This is a genomic window from Bacillus sp. TH13 (genome assembly GCF_016651175.1).
Classification (GTDB): Bacteria; Bacillota; Bacilli; order Bacillales; family Bacillaceae_G; genus Bacillus_A; species Bacillus_A thuringiensis_S.
This window is the reverse complement of the sequence record NZ_JAEKEJ010000025.1, coordinates 3750095-3767259: the sequence shown is the minus strand read 5'-3', so window position 1 is coordinate 3767259 and position 17165 is coordinate 3750095. Positions and strand designations below refer to the sequence as shown.

Below are 17165 nucleotides of genomic sequence, written 5' to 3'. Positions count from 1 at the left end.
TTATATTTCAATAAAAATAAACTTTTTCAACATTTTTTATCCAAATAAAAGGATTTTATTTCTAAAACAACGAATATATCTTACTATACGATATAAAAAAGGGGATTTATTATTATGAACAACATTAATCAACATTGGGAGAGCATTTATTATCACTTACGATACGAATACGAGGACAATCTTTCCCACCAAGCAATTCGTATTTTACAAATCGTTTCTCGTGAGAAAGATATAACAATTGGAAAAGTCGCTACTGAGCTTAGCCTTTCTCATAACACAGCATCTGAACATATAAAGCGCCTTATTCAAAAGGGGTTCATCGTTAAAGAGAGAAATAAAAAAGATGAAAGAGTGGTAAACCTTACATTAACAATTGAAGGAATTGAAGTATTAGAAAAACATACTTTACTAGATAAAGAAAAGATAAAAATATTAGAATCACAGTTATCAAAAGAAGAACAACAATTAATTGAAAAAGCATTTTCGTTATTAGCGAAGGAGGCAAAATATGCATTTCCTCGTTAAAGTAATCGTTTCGGCACTTATTATCGGCGTTATCACTGAAGTCGCTAAACACTACAGTACGATAGGTGGCTTTATTGCTGCCCTTCCTCTCGTGAGTTTACTTAGTCTATTTTGGATTTCATTCGAAGGCGGAAATAAACAAGAATTGAGTCAATTTGCTTTAGGGGTATTATATGGATTCCCCGCATCAGCACTACTATTATTTATCGTCTATATTGGTTTGAAAAATTCATTTACACTTAGTACCTCTGTCTTACTCGGTATAGGTGTTTGGTGTATCGTTTTTGCTTTTCAAAAATTATTTCAAGCTTAGGAGGAATTAACATTCATAAATTTGTAGAAATAATGGGGCGAAATATAGAAGTACATATAAAAGGAAGTGGTAAACAAACTGTAGTCATTCAAACCGGAATGAGTTGCTCATTTTATGATTGGTTTCCTATTATAGAAAAGCTTTCAGAGCACTTTACAGTCGTTTCATACCATCGCCCAGGTTACGGAAAAAGTGATTTAGGCAATCAGCCGCGTACAATAAGGCAAGTTACAAAAGAGCTATATATGTTAATAAACAAACTAGCTATTCAAGAGCCACTTATTCTAATCGGTCATTCCTATGGAGGATTATGTGCACAACATTTTGCGATGTTACATGAAGATAAGCTGCAAGCACTTATTTTAGTTGATTCTACTTCGATGAACTTACACCGTTTAGATGAACTTCATTTACCAATTTCTGATCAAACTGATTCTGATGATGTTTGGTTTCAAAAATATAATATATATTCCAAAATGGATGTAGACACACTTTATAATGAACTAAAACCTATTCTCACCGATCAATCAAAACAGCAAATTGAATTCTCTACCTCGCCTTCATTATATAAAGCGACAGCTTCTGAACTATCGGAGTGGAAAAACTGTGCTCTCTCACTAAAAGAGCTATGTAAAACATTAGAAATACCATTAATCGTTATCGGTAGAGATCCTCAATATTCTATTACTCAATTGACTAATGGCGGCATGCCAAAAGAGGAAGCAACACAACTTGAAGCAATGTGGCAAGAACTAATTCACGAACAATTACACCTCTCAACTAACAACCAATATATTCTTGCCGAACATGCTAGTCACGGTATAGAAAATGATCGACCAGATATTATTATTGAGGCAATTCATTTCTTACAAATAAAAAAAGGAAGCAACTAAAGCTGCTTCCTTACTTATCTATTCATAATCTTCTTCATCATCGATTTCTTCGTAATATGAACTTCCATTACTTACATATATAGGGCCATTCGCAACATCAATACGTAGTACCCACGCCCATGGCACAGCTAAACGTTTATGTATCGCTCGCCAAAAGCTCATTGATTTTCTTTCGTACTCCTGGAACTCCTGAAGTAACTCTTTGTAGGAGGAACCGTCTAACTGAATATTTGCTTCTAACAAACGAGAATGGGCATAGTACTGTAACTCTAGTTCAGCAGCAATTTCCATTTCTTCTTCCGTTGCCATACCAATAATTGTTCCATCTTCTGGTGCAATTTCATATACGTTTTGAACTTCAATAAGCCCTTCTTTCTCTTTCTCAAACATGTAAACAGCCTCCTTTAACATATATTTTTTATGTTACAAAGTCATACTTCTACAATAACTTCTCTCTTTCCTCTTTTTTTGATAAACTTTTACAAAATATTTAACCGATGACCTGTTTTCTCTATTCTTTCAGCAGAAATGAAACGATTTTTATCAAAATTTAATTGATACACATCAGGCATATGAAGTGTTTTCCAAAACTCAAAGTCATATTTCGAATTAAAATAATTCATGAGTAATACCATAATATTTCCATGCGTACCTATTACAATATTCTTACCTTCATATTGTTTTAATATATTTTGCATACATATTACAGCGCGCCTTTGTGCGACATCATTCGATTCTCCGCCTTCGTATGCAAAACTCCAATCTTCCCACACATTCTGCATAGCATCATTAAAATTTGATACCGGCTCTGTGCTCAATAATCTTTCACGCAAATCTTCTTCTGTTTGTATTGATAATTTATATGTATGCGCAATTCCTTGTACAGTTTGGATTGCTCTTTTATACGGGCTAGAAATCACAACCTCAATATGTTTATCTTTTAATAAGCGTGTTACATTCTCTGCATCTAAGTACCCTTTTTCAGATAAAGGTCGCTCCCGTTCTTCTTTTGTATAGGTAGAATGGGCATGGCGAACGAAATAGATTGTTGTCATTTTTCAACCTTCTTTCTTATTTTCAATTTATATTCAATAACAAGATTGGAAAATCCTGTATTAAAAAAGAGCACTTTGCATAAGCGCTCTTTTGTTTACATAATAAAATTATTTCATTATAATTTATTTCTGAATTCCTCACTTATGGCAATATCTCGAATAAAGTAATCCATATTACTTAGAAGTTTTTCAAATGCTTTTTCACTCAAATTGTTCATCATAAAGACAATCTCAATCTTATTCCCTTTTTTATCAGTACCATAGAAACTATTTGTTAATACAAATGCCGTAGAACCACCTTTCTGTCCAGCAAATTCGAACATACCCTCTCCTACGGTTCCTTTAAATATATTCTCAATCTCACCTTGCATTTGTGGTGTAAAATAATTTCTGCTATTTATCTTTTCCAGTAAACTCATGTAATCCTTCGCATTTGCACCTATAAACCGATCTGACCAAATACGTTGAAAGTCCATATCGGCTTTTAACGATATCTCGCGTTTTGTCCATTCTTTCTCGTCTTTCATCCATTCATGTATTTGCCATACATGCTTAACATATTCATCATTAGACATATTACGTAGCTTGTCCAATGCTTTATTTTGAGGAATATGCAGTTCTTTTTCAACATAGCCCCTCATATATAATGCCCCTGTATACGTTGGATAAAATTCATCGTGACTATTTAAGCCTAACTCTTTCAAACTTTCATTTATCCGCGCTGCTCCAAGCTTGTCCAATAAATATGATGTATTCGCATTCGAACTATAATGGATCATTCCTTTCACTACTTCTTCTAAAGAAGTTTGACCACCCTTCACTAACTCTTTAACTTTTACATCATCTAGCCATGCAGGGTGTGCACCACCATCAGTATTTTTCACATAGTATTTTTCTAATTCTTTCAATGAAATTTGCTCGTCTTTTCTTATTTTCCCTTCAGCTACTTGCTTAGCATATTCAATTGCTATAACGATTTTCGACATACTTGCTAGCGGTAGTTTTTCTTTTTCATTTATTGATGTCAATGTTTCACCATTTCTTTTAACAATTAAAGAAGTTGTTTTATCATCCTTATGTTCTTTTATGTAATTTAGCACATAATTAGAGTCTTCTTTGGAATTGACATATTCCTTCACTGAAAAGAAAGCTATACAGCCTACTATAGTAATTCCAGCTATAATTCCAACAACTTTTAATCCCCTCATGATACTCCCCCTAAAATAAACATATTATATATTATACTAAATAAATTTCCCTTTTTAAGTAATAATTAGATTATTTATACAAAAAAACACTTCTTTTCTTAAACAACAAAAAAACATGCTTTCATGATGAGAGCATGTTTTGTGATATTATTCACATTGTTTAGTTGAAAAATTTTACTTACCATGATGTAACATTAAATCACTAAGTTCTTCTTCAATGTGATTTAATTTCGCAACGCCTTCTTTCCATTTATGAATATAACGTGAGACCCCAACGAAAAACAAAACAATAATTGTGGAAAGAATAATACCATATACGATTGCTACAGTACTCATAGTTACACTTCCTTATAATTAGTAATGTGGTTATTAGTTATATTTTTATTATAAACCTTTTTCTTTTAAAATACTTCAATTTCAACTTTTTGTAACAAAATTGATTTTTCTAACATTTCGTTCGTAAAAATGGCATATTTTTCACAAATTATACAAAACTTCACCATATGTACTATTACCATATGAGTTATATTATTAAATAGAATAAAGGGGATGATATACTATGACGACTTGGTTTATTGTGATGTTAGTTGTATTTGGAGCATTTAAAATTATCGTTTCTAGCCTTCCTAACACTGTTATTGAATCCATTATTAGCAAGTACGAAACACATCCACAACTTGACGAAGAGAATGTGACTATTACAATTCACGGAAATAACGTAGAAGGCGAAAAGAAATCAAAAATTATTCATGATTTTAACGAAGGTTTATTTTTAGATCGCTATTATGCACCACCCCATAATGAAGGCACTCCTTTAATTATCAATGCAAAACGTGGTAAAAAAGATTTCACATTTTATATTTACAGTCATGAAGAGCATGTTGATGTTGTAAAACAATATAAAAAGAAGGTAGTTGCTTATAGTTTACGCTCTAAAAATCTTCAAAACAGTGATATGTTCGTATCAGCTGATTTGTATAGTGATAATAAAGTTATTGAATTTTGACTAAAAAAGATAAGAGCCTTACTACATTCTATATGCAGCAAGGCTCTTTAAAGTTGTTTCAAATTATATCCATCTGCTTATGTAATGCTTAAAAAATGAATAATAAAGTTGTTTACTTCTTATTAAACTAACGCCCCCGTTAGTTTAAGTGTAACTCTTCACAATTATTTGATATTATATAGATAAATAGAAATATAAATCAGAATTTAGTTTATAGTTATAAAAATAAGTTATTTATACCCTTATAATTCTTCAGAAAGGAGAGTGTATGAAAAAGACTATTGTTTTTGTATTAACGATATTTATATTATTCTCAGGATTCGCAACACAAAGTTATGCGTTGTCAGATTCGAAATCTGTGGCAATACAAGCATTGCTAGATGATGCCTGTCGTACGTCAGGTGTGCCTGGAATGTCACTCTCAATACTTGCTGATGGTGAAGTGTTCTACTTTTCTTCTGGGTATGCAGATCTTGAAAAGGGACTGTCTGCAAGTGAAAATACACTCTATGAGTTGGCCTCGGTGAGTAAAGCTTTTACTGGTATGGGGATTTTGCTATTGGAAGAGCAAGGGCTGCTATCAATGACTGACCCTATCCAAAAATATTTACCTTGGTTTACGTTAAAGTATCAAGGTAAACCTGTTGATATGCAAAACCTTACACTAAATAACTTTCTTCACCATACCAGCGGCCTAACAAATATTAGACATCTTCAAAATATTCCACAAGGTAATACGCCTGATATGTTGCAAAAGACCGTGGAAACGCTGGTAGATGCAGAATTGGCGTTCTCTCCCGGTGAACAATATAACTATGGAACCGTTAATTATGACGTATTGGGTTTGGTTATTGAGATTGTATCACGACAAAGCTATGAAGACTTTATGAAGGAGCAGGTATTTATACCCTTAGGTCTTCACCAGACGTATGTTTATAAAGAAGATGCTCAAGCCACTGGACAGTTAGCACAGGGCTACCGTTCTTCCTTTTTTATAACAACTCCATTTAACGCTCCGGATTATGCTGGGAATAAACCTGCCGGCTATATCATTTCTAATACAAAAGATATGGCGCGTTGGATGGGCATACAGATGGGTATTGTGCAGGACATACCCGAAATATTTCACAGGGCTATCGAAAAATCACATAGGGGTGATATGTCTGTTTCGGCTGTCAATGATATGTATTATGCGGCAGGTTGGTCGGTAAACGCCGAACAAACGTTTATAGAACACACTGGGGGTAATCCAAATTTTAGTACCAAAGTAGCCATACTGCCAAATGAAAGAACAGCCATCTGCTTACTGAGCAACGGCGCAAATACCAATATAAACCTGGTACTAAAAGTTAAAAATATATTAAACGGCAATCTAACTCAGTCATATGAGATAAGCGGCACACAGCTTTTGGACATCATTTTGTCGTCTACCACAATTATTCTTTGCCTATTAGCCGTTCTGTTATTTTTCTTAGGATTAAGAAAAAGGAAAACGAATGAGCAGCAGCCAATGACAAAAAAGAGAACAATCGTAACAATTATTTTCCTAATCGCTACGATTGCCCAGTGTATAATGTTTTTTGCCCTCGATTGGTCAACGATACTTATTTGGCAAACATATAGTGTTCTTACAGCTTTAATTTCGTCAACATTATTAACAGCAAGCATTACTTGGTTTGTATATACTCACCGATTAGATGCCTCGGTCCGAAAATAAGTATAATGTTAAGTAAATAAATCCTAATTTATCGATATTTTTAATTTAAAAAACAGAAGACACCTCGGTGTCTTCTTTAATGTCATCGACACTTCTCCTAGTTAAACCCACTTGCTATTTCTTCCACTAACCTGCCTCGTTAGTAGAAGAAGGATTTTTAAACAACTATATTATTTTTTAAATGACTTTATTGTAAATTAAACAACTTTATTATCTCTGTACATGATTTAGCTTAATACTCATATATAAAAAGGAATCCACGAAATATGGATTCCTTTTTTCTCATTTACTGAAAAATAAGCTCTGTCTTTAAACTATCTTTCGGTAACAACCAGTCTTTTTTCTCTAAACTCCCCATTAATAATTCCCTTTGTTTTGTCGCAATACTTTCTTCATTTGTTTTAAATGACACTTCTATTACGAAGTCATCTTCTAATTTTCCGGTATTACTTAATGGCCAAATTTCAATATTTGCTTTTATGTTTTCAAACTCTCCTGTATATCGTTTCATTAATACAGGACCATAAATACGGGAATTCTTTAACATCTCTTCTCCCCAATTTGTATACAACCATTTGTTCATTTTCCCTGGTAACTTTTCTATTAACATGTTTTGAGCAGCTTGTTCATTTGGTAAATCAAGTACCCCATATCCTTTAGCACTGTAGCTTTTCTTATTTGAAATGCTTAATGTTTTCTTCTCAAATCCCCAATCTATTTCCGCCTCATAACTATCCGTATTACTATCGAATCCTTCTTTTTTAGCTACTTCTAGTGCATCTTGAATTACACCATTTTGAATAGGGTATCTTTTTTTATATGTTAGTTCAAAATCTTTACTAAGTTCTTTTTTTCGAATTCTAGCAAACCAACCTTCATCACTTAAACTTTTATTCGCAGTATCTAAAAATTGCACTTGTATTCTTTCATATTTTGTACCAACCTGGAAATGTTCTAGCACCTCTTGCTTCATCTCTTTGTTATAACCTAATACTTGTTCTGGCTTCAATAATAACTTCACTTCAAAACTAGGTTTCATTGGACTAGCAGTAAACCCTTCCTTAACGTTATAAAGGAAACAACAAAAGAAAATGCTTACGAATACAAATACTTTTTTCATATACCTATCCCCTTTACATTTTAACTGACTTCTATACGTTCCATTGCAAGTGAATATACATTTTCATATCCTGCTGTACTTAGCTTTTGTTGTAATCGATCCGTATCCTCTTTCAAAGCGTGCACTAGCACCGTATGTTCCGGTAATAATGTATTTAACATCTTTTTAACGTCTCTTATACTTTGGTGAACTTTATACGAAACTCGATTCACCCTACATGTACTCCTTACATGTTCTTTCATAACTCTTTCTGCAAAACTCCCTTTAGCAATATGCCCAGTAAAAATAACGGAATTCCGTTTTTCATTCCGAAGCTGTTCATAGTATAACTGTGCTCGTTTCGTTTGCATATTCGCATCACTCATTACAACTATTCCGTAACTATTTTGCATACAAATGTCATTATCCATAACTATTATGTTTCTTTTTAGACTCTTCATAACCCATTTAAGTTCTTCATTATTTTTTATCCAATCTTTGTATACGAACATCTCTTCAAATCCAGCCAAAATTTCTTTATCTACTATAATTGGAAACTCTTTATACCTTTCATATAAATACAATACGATATCTTGTGCCCTACCAAGCGCGGGCAATGGTAGTAATGCTATTCCTTTATTTTGCACAACTCGTTCAATTTCTGCACATAGTTCGTTGACACGTTCATTTTGCGAAACATCATCTGTGTGATAAGCGGCATCTACAATTGCGACTTTTATATTGTGGCCCAATTTCTCAGGTAAATTAGCTCGTAGTATATTAGACTCTGCTGAATAGTCGCCTGAATAAAATACGTATGTATTACACATATCAACTAAAAACCAAACAGCTCCTAATACATGCCCACTATATCCCCATTGAAACCGCAATGTAGGAGTAATTTGTATCCATTCATTTGGATTACTAATCTCATCAATACATACATAATTTAAATCTTTTATATTTTGGTCGATATAAGGTAAATTCCATCCTTTCATCACATTATAGTTTCTCCATTTTTCATAATATAACGGCAGTTGCTCCTTCGTATAACGAGTCGTCCAAATTTTTTTCTTATATCCATACTTCGCTAATAAAGGTAAACCCATCGTATGATCTTCATGAATATGTGATAAAAATACCGCATCTAAAAACGGAACAGCTTCTCTCTCTATTTTTGGATAACTATTCTCATATGATCGATTAATACCACAATCAAATACTATTTTCGCCTCTTTATTTTTTACAAAATAGCAGGAGCGACCGTATTCTCCTGCTCCTCCCCATACTTCCACTCTCATCATGCTACCCCTTTTCGTTTTTGCTCCATATGTTGCAGCAGTAATAAGCATATTGTTGTAAGTCCAACAGAAACAACGGCCATCGCCATTCCTATAGATACTTCACCCTGTTCAAATTGAGCAAAAATAAATGTTGCTGACGTTTCTACTGATGGAGGTAATACGAGAAGCGATGCTACTAACTCTCTTATCGAAATTGTAAATGTCATCGCCCATCCAGCAAGAATACCCGGGATAATAAGGGGCAATATTATTTTTCTAAAAATATAAATATAATTTCCAGAAAAAATACTTCCGGCCTGCATGAGAGAATCATCAATTTGTCCAAGTGATGATTTTACATATTGCACCGTGTAAGGTAAAAACAGAACAACATACGTTACGATAACCATGATTGGTGTATTGTAAATTGACAGGGGCATATATGGTGAATTCCAAAACAAAATAAGACCTACCACCATAACGATTCCTGGTACCATATTCGGTAACATACCGCACATATCAAGCCACTTTTCAGAGGATTTTTTCCCCTTTCGAATCATAAGTGCGAAAAAGACTCCAATAATTACCGCAATAATCGCTGTTACGAGCGAAAAAAGAAAACTATTCCATAAAGCCTCTAATCCCGGAGATCCCATCGTAAACAATGCCTCATAATGGCTTGTTGTTAAGTTATTTACATGTAATCCGCCGCCTCTTAATTTTGACAAAGAAGCAATAAGTATAGAAAAGTATGGAATTCCAATTGATACGATTAATAAACCAATTACATACATCCATGCTACAACGCGCGTAAATATAGACAAAGTATATCTTTTAGATTTCACACCTTTTCCACTAACCATTGCATATGAATACTTTCGATTCAATACATTTTGCATATACCAAATGAGCATACAAGCACTAAGTAATAAAGAAGATAATGCTGTTGCACTACTAAAATCAATTGGCCAACTCGAAATAAATTTATGAATTTCTGATGTTAATACGTGAAATCCTATTCTACGTCCGAATGTAGCCGGTGTTCCAAATTCAGCAATCGTCTTTACGAAAATGAGTAAAGCACCCATTACATAACTTGATACTAATAACGGCAATATTATTTTTCTTAAACGATAGAAAAAACTTCCGCCATGAACTGCTGCAGCTTCTTCTTTACTACTCCCAATCTGAAGTAACGTATTTTTCAGCATGAAATAAAGGAATGGGAATAAATGCAGGCTCATAATTAAGACCATACCTCCTAAACTAAAAAACGATGATGAAATCGTCTTTAGCATCGGAAGAAATTGTTCAAAATAGCCGTTAGGTTGCATGAACAAAATCCAGCCCATCGATCCAATATACGGCGGTGTCATAAATGGAATCATAAAAACAATATCTAACTTACTATACTTTCCTACATCTGTTTTGCTCATAATAAACGCCAATGGAAATGCAAATATTGTAGCTCCTATTACAACGAGTACACCTAGAAGCATCGAATTTAGAAAAATCCCAGCTAATCCACCACTCTGTATCACTTCAAAAGGCTTTAAAAAATTCCAACTGCTATTTTCATATACACTAGAAAATAAAATAAGAAAAAGTGGAATGACGATTAACATCACCACAAGTAATAACGCTACCGTCATTCCAACTTGTCTTACTGATACGAATCGATTTACCATGGAATCACCATCTTATTGAAATACTTTCTTAAATTGTTTTCCTATTTCATCTTGCTCTTTCTCAACTGTTTTCCAATCAATATTTAATACTGGAATCTCTTCTACATTTGGTCTATTTTCAGCTTTTATATCTGTTCTACCAGGCAATAAATACGCTTTAGCAACTTGTTTTTGTACATCATCGGATAATAAATAATCAATAAACTCTTTTGCACCTTCAACATTTTTACTATCCTTCATAATCCCCGCTGCACGTGGGCTAATAACTGTTCCGCTTTTTGGATATACGATATCAACAGGTTCCCCCTTTGCTTTTGCGCTGTACGTCATATAATCAACACCCGCAATTACCATATCTTTCGCACCTGTTACAACTGGATCTAACGCTTCCTGATTTGCTCCTGCTACTGTAACTTCATTTTTCTTAAGCTGCTCAAATAAATTCCATCCATCTTGTCCATTCTTTTTCACGTATCCTGTTACAAAATCTAATGCTGAACCTGAAAGTGCTGGATCTGGAAGATTCGCTTTCCCTTTCCATTCTCCTTTCGTTATATCGCTCCAATCTTCAGGTGCTGTCTTCACATTTTTTGTATTGTACACAATCCCTAATGCTGAAGCACTATACCCGAAATAATGCCCTTTATCATCTGACCATTCAGAACGCAGCTTATCAGCTTGTTTCGCCTCTTTATAAGCTAACGTTTGACCCTCTTTCTTTAATCCTTCCATCGCTGGTAAGGAAGCGAGTACGACAACGTCAACGACTGGATTTTTCTTTTCAGCTTCCATTCTCGCTAAAATTTTACCAGTTGTCCCTTGAAACATTTCTACCTTTATACCAGTTTTCTTTTCAAAGTCTTTTTGAATTTTTTCTGCTAACCCTTTTGGCCCTGCACTATATACAACAATTTTCTTTTCATTCGTATTTGTACTTTTTGCATCTGCATTACCTGTCTTTGAACTACAACCTGTTACTACAGTAGAAAATAGTAAAGTACATACAAATAAAGACTTAAGCGAACTGAATTTCTTCATACGATTCTCCCCCTATATGATGAATACATTTTTTTGGTACATATAACGATACTGGTTTCCCGATGCTTAGCTTACTATTGTTATAGGCTGTCCAGATGCCTAAATTCCCCATATTTATTTTCACTTCATAACGTTCCCCTACATATGTAACGTGCTTAATTTCACCTGTATACATTTCGCACACTTCATTTTTCGTCCAGCTTACATGCTCTGGACGAACCATTTTTTTACCCTCTACAAGCCAATTCGCCTTACCAACAAATTTGGCAACAAATTCATGAGACGGTTTCACATAAATATCTTCCGGTGTTCCTTTTTGTAATACTTCTCCTTGTTTCATGACAATAATTTGGTCTGACATTGACATTGCTTCTGTTTGGTCGTGAGTGACATACAGTGCAGTTAAACCAATGGAATGAACGATATCCATAAGCTCTATTCTCATTTCTTCTCGCAAAATTGCATCGAGTGCACTTAGTGGTTCATCAAACAAAATAAAATGAGGTTTTGTTACAATTGCTCTAGCGAATGCGACACGTTGTTGCTGTCCACCAGAAAGTTCGTGTGGATACCTTTTCTCCATACCTTGCAAGCGAACTCGCTTTATCGCATCTTCTACTTTTTCTCGTAAATGATTCGTTTGCTTTGTAGCCCTTAAACCAAATGCAACATTTTCAAAAACAGTCATGTGCGGCCATAAAGCAAAATCTTGAAATACCATACCGATATTCCGTTCATGAGGAGATGTCTTTATCTTTTTTGTAGCAGAATACATGCACTGGTCTCCAAAATATATTTCTCCCTTATCCGGTTCTTCAAGCCCTGCTATCATTCTAAGTAAAGTCGTTTTCCCACACCCCGAAGGCCCTAAAAGTGTAGTGAATTCCCCTTGTTTCATTACAATCTGCAACGGCTTTAACGCCTGTGTTTTTCCAAATGTCTTTTCTAATCCACTAATTGTAATATCCATTGCTTCACCTCTCTCCCCTCATTCTTAACCTGCTTTCATTCTATATGGAAGATTTATACTGAATGTTAATGTACTGTAAAGATTAAATTAAAAAACTTCTAATAAACTATTTATTTCTATAGATTTTTTCTATAGTTAAAATAAAAAAGGCGGCAATTCATAATGAATCTCTTAAAATTAGAAATTGTAGTACTTATTAAGAAATACAAAAAGCTTACAATCGTTGCAGAAAAACTTGGCGTTAAACAACCAACTATTACATTTCATATAAAAAGCTTAGAAGAAGAACTCGGTGTGTCTTTATTCGAATTACGTTCTGGAAGGTATTTCTTAACAGAAGCTGGTGAGGCTTTGCATCATTATGCTTCTAAAATAGATGCACTTATGAAAGAAGCTAGACGTGTCACGCAAGAGTTTAAAGATTTTCATAAAGGTGCTATAACAATCGGCGCTAGTTATGTACCAGCGACTTATCTTTTGCCAGAAGTCGTTCATGAATTTCAATGTGAATTTCCCAATATAAAAATAACGCTACTAGTTAAAACAGCCCCTGAAATTCGAATGATGCTACAAAATCACGAAATCGATCTTGGGATAATTTCCGCTGCTCCATTTGATGAACCACTTTTAAAACAAACGAATATAATACCTGATACACTTGTTCTTGCCTTTTCCAAAGAACATCATTTTTCAAAGAAAGAAAATGTATCGTTACAAAATATCGAAAAGGAACGCATACTATTGCATCGTAATCCATCTACAACGAGAGATTTACTTACAAAATGGATGTCAGTTCATAACATTACATTCCAATCAGAAATTGAATTAGACTCATTAGAAACGATGAAACAAATTTTAAAATATGGTAATGGAATTGCCTTTATTTCTAAACTTGCTATTGAGCAAGAAATACAACGAAATGAGCTATGCTATATACCAATCCCAGAATTTGAATTTCAGCGTAATATTTATACGATTCATCATGAGGACAGATGGAATTCTAAAATCATTTCTTTTTTACTACAGAGCATCCATTCATTTGCAACAAAAAATTAAAAGGCTGTCGTTATGCACGACAGCCTTTTACACTATAAATCTATTTATTTTTCTTTGCCTCAATTTTTGCTTGCGCCTCTTCAGCCTTATCTAATGCTTCTGATACTTTCTTCTCTTTTTCTTTCACTTCATCTATACTATCGACAGCTTTAATAATTTTATCGATTCCTTCTTCTTCTACCTTTCTACGCTTTGCTACTCTTTCATTCACTTTCTCTTCTACATCTTTTGCTTTTTGAAGCATATTCTCTGCATTTGATGTTACAGCTTTTTCAAGTGCATCATCTTTTTTCTTTTGTAACACTTCATTTGCAATGTCTTTCGCTTCTAAATACTTACCGTCTTTTAATGCTGTTGCCCCGTGATCCATTTTCTCAGCAACTTCTTTATATGATTTCGCTTCATTTCCTGATTTCTCTTTTTCTGCTTTTTCGAACCACATTGTTGCATCACTATACTTTTCATCTTTCAATGATTGCATACCTGTTTCAATATATGTGTCATAATTGCTACATCCAGCCATTACGATTAATAGAAAAAGCATAACAAAACTTAATTTTTTCATGCTGTTGTCTCCTTTTCTTTGCAAGCTCACTTTACTTTAACATACATGAAAAAGAGTTTCAAAAACTAAAATACCAATTTAGTCATTTTTATAATAATAAGTCAAATTTTTATTATTTTCTTATTTTTAAGCGGACACATCTACTTGTTTTTTCGCCATATGTTGCTTTACTCCAACTAATACAACTAACAATAAACCTCCGCCTATTGTCATCATAACAATGCTAGTCGGCAACATATCTAATAGTAGTCCATATACAATCATACCAAGTGGTGCGATTGCAGTCGCAATTGTTTCAAGTAGGCCAAACACACGCCCTAGGTAGCTCGGGTCTGTCGTTTTTTGCATATGTACTTGCATTGGAATGTTTACAATCATAATTGCTATACCAGTTAACATCATAAAAGCAATATAGTAAATAAAACTTGCTAATTTTGGAATGATAACTAACAACGGAAAGACTGTACATAAACTTAAACCTGCAAACAAAAACAGTCCAGTATAAATAGAACGAAACGGATTATTCACTTCTTTACGCACTGATAAAGCAATCGCTCCCATTAGCATCCCGACTGCTAACATTCCCTCTACAGTACCGAGTTGCTTTGAAGATAAATGCAATGTATGGACGATAATGTATGGAAGTGCAACTGTTAGACCACACGCAAAAAAGTTTACCCACAATGCTATTTTCATTAAACCATATATTTCACGTTGTCTTTTTACATATAAAAAACCTTCTTTTATACTCGTCAAGAAATGCTCTGTACTCTCAACCACTTCTTTTTTATATAAATCAAATACGATAAATAATTGCAAAATAACTGCTAAAAAGAACGTAATACTATTTAATAGGAAAAACGATTTAATTGAAAAGAAACCATATACAACTCCGCCAATAATCGGCCCTAAAATATTTGATAAAGAAGCCGCCGTTTGATTTAAAGCACTCGCTTTTTGAATACGTCCTTCATCTACTAAACTCGGAATAGACGAAGTTAATGCAACGGAATAAAAACTTGCACAAATTGATAATAATGCTGCTGAAATATAAATAAAAAGAAGTGATGGTCCAAATATAGTAGCAAGAATAAACATACTAAGCATCGTTAAACTACTTAATAAATCAGTACCAATGACAAGCCATTTTCGATTCACACGGTCTGCTACAGCACCAGCAATTGGACCACAGATCATCCTTGGAAGTGATCCGCAAACGAGCGTAATTGCAAACCCCATCCCTGAACCAGTAGTCTTTAATACGTATAATCCCATTGCAAACGTATAAATACCCGCTCCTAACAAGGACGTCATTTTTCCAATCATCATTAAAATAATATTTCTCGTTGCAATCTTCATTTTCCAATCATTTTGACCTATATTTACATCCCCCATTATGACACTCTCCCCTTAAAAGTTAAATTGTGTTAAACTTATTATATAATTAACTTTCCAATTTTTACAACAAAAAGTTTAATTGTATTTAACTTCAAAATTATAAAGGAGCATATAATGGCTACTCTCGGTGCAAAAATTAAAACGTTACGAAAAGAAAAAAAGCTTACTCAAACTGATTTAGCAGGTTCAGTACTAACAAAAAGTATGCTTAGTCAAATTGAAAATGGAAAAGCTACGCCTTCCATGAAAACATTACAATATATTGCTGAAAAACTTGGATGTGAAACGAGTTTTTTATTAGAAGAAGATGATGTAGAAATTGTAGCACTCATTCAAAAAATGGAGCCATTAATAAAAGCAAATAAATGCGATGAAGTATATGAAACTTTACTACCTATCGTTCAAAAAGAACTACCCCTTACTTTAAACACAGCACGTTTATATAAACAGTTCATAACTGGAGCGGCCATTATGAACGATTACAATATTGAATATTACGTTGAAACAGCTGTTTCTATATTTGAAAAATATACTTTGTATCGTGAAAGTACTGAAACGAAACTACTGTTTTACTATATGCTCTACAAACGGAAAAAATATAAAGAATGTTTACAGTTGATTAGCAGAATTCGCGATGAATATAAAACGAAGAATTTAGAAATGGATCTTATTACACATATACAATTATATTTAAAAGAAGCAATTATTTTACTCGCATATGGTAATTATGAAAAATGTGAAAAAATCATTTTAGATGCACTTGCATTTTCAAAAAAACATCAAGTGTATTATAAAACAGATGAATTTTACCGTATTTTATCTTATCAAAAAATCATTACAACCGATAAAGAACGATATTTATATTACATAAAAAAATCGGAGCAATTTGCCATTTTTACAGAAGATACTTTATCCGCTGCAAATATAGATATATTAAAAGCTTATTACTACAATACCGTTACGAATGAATATACAATTGCATTAGAACATTTAGAACAATTCCGAGAAAAACTAAAAGATGTACCGATTTTTCAAGACGATGGATTGTATTATCTTGAAAAAGGAAAATCTCTGTATGGTTTAAAACGTTACGAGGAAGCTTTGGAAACATTAAAACGTGCTAACATTCCAGATTATATGAGTCATCCACTTGATCAGTCATGGTTATTAACAGCTGGATCATATCGTGCCCTGTGTCATATAGAACTTCAAGATAAAACGGCTGCTCTGAAAGAAGCAAAAGAAGCAGTTCAAACGATGGATGGTTATCCTAATTCCATCTTTTCTTCATTTATTAAAGAAACATTACAAATAATACAAAAACTTTAAGAATATCTCTAAATGGTATATT

General features: G+C 33.5%; 19 protein-coding genes. 7 read left to right on the top strand and 12 right to left on the bottom strand.

Annotation, left to right across the window (positions count from 1 at the left end; all coding sequences use genetic code 11):
* The first annotated feature begins 114 nt into the window (after positions 1 to 114).
* From JFU02_RS27995 to JFU02_RS27985, 3 genes are read left to right on the top strand one after another with little or no spacing between them, the layout of a single operon-like run.
* Positions 115 to 525, top strand: a complete 411-nt coding sequence (locus tag JFU02_RS27995; RefSeq protein ID WP_001059785.1) for a MarR family winged helix-turn-helix transcriptional regulator — start codon at positions 115 to 117, stop codon at positions 523 to 525.
* Positions 509 to 838, top strand: a complete 330-nt coding sequence (locus JFU02_RS27990) for a DUF3147 family protein (protein WP_000545641.1) — start codon at positions 509 to 511, stop codon at positions 836 to 838. The genes JFU02_RS27995 and JFU02_RS27990 overlap by 17 nt, the downstream gene beginning before the upstream one ends.
* Positions 799 to 1731: an alpha/beta fold hydrolase gene (locus JFU02_RS27985; RefSeq protein WP_140337837.1), complete on the top strand. Its 933-nt coding sequence runs from the start codon at positions 799 to 801 to the stop codon at positions 1729 to 1731. Before JFU02_RS27990 ends, JFU02_RS27985 begins: the two co-directional genes overlap by 40 nt.
* A gap of 18 nt (positions 1732 to 1749) precedes the next feature.
* Here the strand turns inward: JFU02_RS27985 and JFU02_RS27980 are convergent, their stop codons facing one another.
* The 5 genes from JFU02_RS27980 to JFU02_RS27960 form a co-directional block, all read right to left on the bottom strand.
* Positions 1750 to 2121, bottom strand: coding sequence for a hypothetical protein (locus tag JFU02_RS27980; RefSeq protein ID WP_000461779.1), 372 nt, complete (start codon positions 2119 to 2121; stop codon positions 1750 to 1752).
* A gap of 89 nt (positions 2122 to 2210) precedes the next feature.
* Positions 2211 to 2786, bottom strand: coding sequence for a histidine phosphatase family protein (locus JFU02_RS27975; RefSeq protein ID WP_061666829.1), 576 nt, complete (start codon positions 2784 to 2786; stop codon positions 2211 to 2213).
* A 116-nt stretch (positions 2787 to 2902) separates the two neighbouring features.
* Positions 2903 to 3994, bottom strand: coding sequence for a serine hydrolase (locus JFU02_RS27970; RefSeq protein ID WP_001214676.1), 1092 nt, complete (start codon positions 3992 to 3994; stop codon positions 2903 to 2905).
* A gap of 174 nt (positions 3995 to 4168) precedes the next feature.
* Positions 4169 to 4330, bottom strand: coding sequence for a hypothetical protein (locus JFU02_RS27965; protein WP_000108701.1), 162 nt, complete (start codon positions 4328 to 4330; stop codon positions 4169 to 4171).
* A gap of 65 nt (positions 4331 to 4395) precedes the next feature.
* Positions 4396 to 4512, bottom strand: a complete 117-nt coding sequence (locus JFU02_RS27960; RefSeq protein ID WP_001987133.1) for a hypothetical protein — start codon at positions 4510 to 4512, stop codon at positions 4396 to 4398.
* Positions 4513 to 4553: 41 nt separating this feature from the next.
* Here JFU02_RS27960 and JFU02_RS27955 point away from each other — a divergent pair, with 41 nt between their 5' ends.
* The gene (locus JFU02_RS27955; protein ID WP_029441929.1) at positions 4554 to 5000 is read left to right on the top strand and encodes a YfmQ family protein; all 447 of its coding nucleotides are present in this window, start codon (positions 4554 to 4556) and stop codon (positions 4998 to 5000) included.
* A gap of 268 nt (positions 5001 to 5268) precedes the next feature.
* Positions 5269 to 6717, top strand: coding sequence for a serine hydrolase domain-containing protein (locus tag JFU02_RS27950; RefSeq protein ID WP_061666830.1), 1449 nt, complete (start codon positions 5269 to 5271; stop codon positions 6715 to 6717).
* 286 nt (positions 6718 to 7003) lie between these two features.
* Here the strand turns inward: JFU02_RS27950 and JFU02_RS27945 are convergent, their stop codons facing one another.
* Genes JFU02_RS27945 through JFU02_RS27925 form a run of 5 tightly spaced genes read right to left on the bottom strand, consistent with a single transcriptional unit; the run spans position 7004 to position 12795 of the window.
* Complete coding sequence (locus JFU02_RS27945) at positions 7004 to 7837, bottom strand: hypothetical protein (protein WP_061666831.1); 834 nt, start codon at positions 7835 to 7837, stop codon at positions 7004 to 7006.
* A 20-nt stretch (positions 7838 to 7857) separates the two neighbouring features.
* Complete coding sequence (locus JFU02_RS27940; RefSeq protein WP_061666832.1) at positions 7858 to 9120, bottom strand: MBL fold metallo-hydrolase; 1263 nt, start codon at positions 9118 to 9120, stop codon at positions 7858 to 7860.
* Entirely contained in the window at positions 9117 to 10787 is a 1671-nt protein-coding gene (locus tag JFU02_RS27935; RefSeq protein ID WP_061666833.1) for an ABC transporter permease, read from the bottom strand. Before JFU02_RS27935 ends, JFU02_RS27940 begins: the two co-directional genes overlap by 4 nt.
* 12 nt (positions 10788 to 10799) lie before the next feature.
* Positions 10800 to 11825, bottom strand: a complete 1026-nt coding sequence (locus tag JFU02_RS27930; protein ID WP_061666834.1) for an ABC transporter substrate-binding protein — start codon at positions 11823 to 11825, stop codon at positions 10800 to 10802.
* Complete coding sequence (locus tag JFU02_RS27925; protein ID WP_098838418.1) at positions 11803 to 12795, bottom strand: ABC transporter ATP-binding protein; 993 nt, start codon at positions 12793 to 12795, stop codon at positions 11803 to 11805. Before JFU02_RS27925 ends, JFU02_RS27930 begins: the two co-directional genes overlap by 23 nt.
* A 162-nt stretch (positions 12796 to 12957) precedes the next feature.
* On the opposite strand from JFU02_RS27925, the gene JFU02_RS27920 reads away from it, so the two are divergent.
* Positions 12958 to 13851, top strand: a complete 894-nt coding sequence (locus JFU02_RS27920) for a LysR family transcriptional regulator (protein WP_098838417.1) — start codon at positions 12958 to 12960, stop codon at positions 13849 to 13851.
* Positions 13852 to 13891: 40 nt separating this feature from the next.
* On the opposite strand, the gene JFU02_RS27915 is transcribed toward JFU02_RS27920, so the two are convergent.
* Both JFU02_RS27915 and JFU02_RS27910 read right to left on the bottom strand, forming a co-directional pair.
* Positions 13892 to 14416: a DUF4398 domain-containing protein gene (locus tag JFU02_RS27915; RefSeq protein ID WP_000736417.1), complete on the bottom strand. Its 525-nt coding sequence runs from the start codon at positions 14414 to 14416 to the stop codon at positions 13892 to 13894.
* Positions 14417 to 14542: 126 nt separating this feature from the next.
* Positions 14543 to 15811 (bottom strand): MFS transporter, encoded by a 1269-nt coding sequence (locus JFU02_RS27910; RefSeq protein ID WP_098285947.1) that lies wholly within the window; start codon positions 15809 to 15811, stop codon positions 14543 to 14545.
* Positions 15812 to 15928: 117 nt separating this feature from the next.
* Between JFU02_RS27910 and JFU02_RS27905 the strand changes: the two genes are divergently transcribed.
* The gene (locus JFU02_RS27905) at positions 15929 to 17143 is read left to right on the top strand and encodes a helix-turn-helix domain-containing protein (RefSeq protein WP_098285946.1); all 1215 of its coding nucleotides are present in this window, start codon (positions 15929 to 15931) and stop codon (positions 17141 to 17143) included.
* Positions 17144 to 17165: the final 22 nt, after the last annotated feature.

What these genes read in the sequence shown, in the direction of transcription:
- JFU02_RS27995 (WP_001059785.1), top strand. Translation starts at nt 115, where the DNA reads ATGAACAACATTAATCAACATTGGGAGAGCATTTATTATCACTTACGA.
- JFU02_RS27990 (WP_000545641.1), top strand. Translation starts at nt 509, where the DNA reads ATGCATTTCCTCGTTAAAGTAATCGTTTCGGCACTTATTATCGGCGTT.
- JFU02_RS27980 (WP_000461779.1), bottom strand. Translation starts at nt 2,121, where the DNA reads ATGTTTGAGAAAGAGAAAGAAGGGCTTATTGAAGTTCAAAACGTATAT.
- JFU02_RS27975 (WP_061666829.1), bottom strand. Translation starts at nt 2,786, where the DNA reads ATGACAACAATCTATTTCGTTCGCCATGCCCATTCTACCTATACAAAA.
- JFU02_RS27970 (WP_001214676.1), bottom strand. Translation starts at nt 3,994, where the DNA reads ATGAGGGGATTAAAAGTTGTTGGAATTATAGCTGGAATTACTATAGTA.
- JFU02_RS27965 (WP_000108701.1), bottom strand. Translation starts at nt 4,330, where the DNA reads ATGAGTACTGTAGCAATCGTATATGGTATTATTCTTTCCACAATTATT.
- JFU02_RS27960 (WP_001987133.1), bottom strand. Translation starts at nt 4,512, where the DNA reads ATGGTAATAGTACATATGGTGAAGTTTTGTATAATTTGTGAAAAATAT.
- JFU02_RS27955 (WP_029441929.1), top strand. Translation starts at nt 4,554, where the DNA reads ATGACGACTTGGTTTATTGTGATGTTAGTTGTATTTGGAGCATTTAAA.
- JFU02_RS27950 (WP_061666830.1), top strand. Translation starts at nt 5,269, where the DNA reads ATGAAAAAGACTATTGTTTTTGTATTAACGATATTTATATTATTCTCA.
- JFU02_RS27945 (WP_061666831.1), bottom strand. Translation starts at nt 7,837, where the DNA reads ATGAAAAAAGTATTTGTATTCGTAAGCATTTTCTTTTGTTGTTTCCTT.
- JFU02_RS27940 (WP_061666832.1), bottom strand. Translation starts at nt 9,120, where the DNA reads ATGATGAGAGTGGAAGTATGGGGAGGAGCAGGAGAATACGGTCGCTCC.
- JFU02_RS27935 (WP_061666833.1), bottom strand. Translation starts at nt 10,787, where the DNA reads ATGGTAAATCGATTCGTATCAGTAAGACAAGTTGGAATGACGGTAGCG.
- JFU02_RS27930 (WP_061666834.1), bottom strand. Translation starts at nt 11,825, where the DNA reads ATGAAGAAATTCAGTTCGCTTAAGTCTTTATTTGTATGTACTTTACTA.
- JFU02_RS27925 (WP_098838418.1), bottom strand. Translation starts at nt 12,795, where the DNA reads ATGGATATTACAATTAGTGGATTAGAAAAGACATTTGGAAAAACACAG.
- JFU02_RS27920 (WP_098838417.1), top strand. Translation starts at nt 12,958, where the DNA reads ATGAATCTCTTAAAATTAGAAATTGTAGTACTTATTAAGAAATACAAA.
- JFU02_RS27915 (WP_000736417.1), bottom strand. Translation starts at nt 14,416, where the DNA reads ATGAAAAAATTAAGTTTTGTTATGCTTTTTCTATTAATCGTAATGGCT.
- JFU02_RS27910 (WP_098285947.1), bottom strand. Translation starts at nt 15,811, where the DNA reads ATGGGGGATGTAAATATAGGTCAAAATGATTGGAAAATGAAGATTGCA.
- JFU02_RS27905 (WP_098285946.1), top strand. Translation starts at nt 15,929, where the DNA reads ATGGCTACTCTCGGTGCAAAAATTAAAACGTTACGAAAAGAAAAAAAG.